General features: G+C 30.8%; 1 protein-coding gene and 2 pseudogenes. All 3 read left to right on the forward strand.

What is annotated here, in order from left to right:
* Positions 1 to 396: pseudogene (locus VK998_RS09970) on the forward strand (HrcA family transcriptional regulator); the annotation flags it as partial.
* Positions 397 to 430: 34 nt separating this feature from the next.
* Entirely contained in the window at positions 431 to 988 is a 558-nt protein-coding gene (grpE, locus tag VK998_RS09975) for a nucleotide exchange factor GrpE (RefSeq protein ID WP_325227984.1), read from the forward strand.
* 23 nt (positions 989 to 1,011) lie between these two features.
* Positions 1,012 to 1,515, forward strand: a pseudogene (locus VK998_RS09980) (Hsp70 family protein); the annotation flags it as partial.
* Positions 1,516 to 1,560 lie beyond the last annotated feature (45 nt).

Raw genomic sequence — 1,560 nt, forward strand, 5'->3', positions numbered from 1 at the left:
ATAATCCCTATAATCAATAAATCATTAGAAGATATTGACAATGTGGAGGTCTATGCAGATGGAGTTACTAAAATTTTTAATTTTCCTGAATATAAGGATTTAGATAGAGCCAAATCTTTTATATCATTTATTGAAGACAAAGAACTATTGATAGATATACTTTTAGAAAATTCATTGGAAAATGGAATAGAAATTACTATAGGAGATGAAAATATATATGATCCAATAAAGGATTGCAGTTTAATAACTACCACTTATAGATTAGGGGATATGACCATTGGTAAAATTGGAGTTATTGGTCCTACTAGAATGGATTATTTTACCTCAATAAACGCATTGAAACTGTTTTCAATGAATTTAACAGAAATATTAAATATGTTTCTAGGCAAAAGATAGAGTGTAATTTAATTACACTCTATCGAAACTTAAAATGGATATAAAGGGTGATTTAATGGAAAAAAAAGAAATGGAAGAAATGCAAGAAATGGAAGAAGACTTAGCAGAGGAACAAGATATTGTTGTTGATGAAGAACAGCAAGAAAAACCTTGCTATGATGTTGAAGAAAAAGAGAAAGAATTTAAAGAATTAACCAACAGATATTTAAGGTTACAGGCAGATTTTATTAATTATAAGAATAGGGTTGAAAAAGATAAAGAAAAAATTTATACTTATGCAGCAGAGGAAATAATGACAGAGTTATTGCCTATACTGGATAATTTTGATAGGGCATTAGACAATGCAGAAGAAAAGGATAGTTTTTTTGAAGGTGTAAAGATGATATATGATCAAATTTTAAAAGTACTTACAGATAATGGACTTAAAGAAATTGATTGTATAGGGGAAAATTTTGATCCTAACTTCCACCATGCTGTTTTTATGGAAGAAGTGGAGGATAAGGAAGAAGGTACTGTTTTAGAAGTTTTGCAAAAAGGATATTTGTTAAATGATAAAGTTATTAGACCAAGTATGGTTAAAGTAGCTAAGTAAATAATATTTAAGGAGGAATTTATATGGGAAAAATAATTGGTATCGATTTAGGAACCACTAACTCATGTGTAGCTGTTATGGAAGGTGGAGAACCTGTTATTATCCCTAATGCAGAAGGGAATAGAACGACTCCATCAGTAGTGGCTTTTACTAAGGATGGAGAAAGATTAGTTGGAGAAACTGCAAAAAGACAGGCTATTACAAATCCAGATAGAACAATAATGTCTATTAAAAGAGAAATGGGTAAGGATTATAAAAAAAATATAGATGGTAAGGACTATACACCACAGGATATATCAGCTATGGTACTTCAAAAGATCAAGACAGATGTAGAAAACTACTTAGGAGAAACTATAACAGAAGCAGTAATTACTGTACCAGCATATTTTACTGATAGCCAAAGACAAGCAACTAAAGATGCTGGGAGGATTGCTGGATTAGATGTAAAGAGAATTATCAATGAGCCAACAGCAGCAGCTCTTGCTTATGGATTGGATAAAGATGAAGGCCAAAGCAAGATAATGGTGTAGACTTAAAACAAGATAGTATGTCTTTACAAAGACTTAAAGAAG

The organism is Schnuerera sp., from assembly GCF_035459645.1.
Classification (GTDB): Bacteria; Bacillota; Clostridia; order Tissierellales; family Tepidimicrobiaceae; genus Schnuerera.

Coding starts and splice junctions, on each gene's coding strand:
- grpE (WP_325227984.1), top strand. CDS start 431: ATGGATATAAAGGGTGATTTAATGGAAAAAAAAGAAATGGAAGAAATG.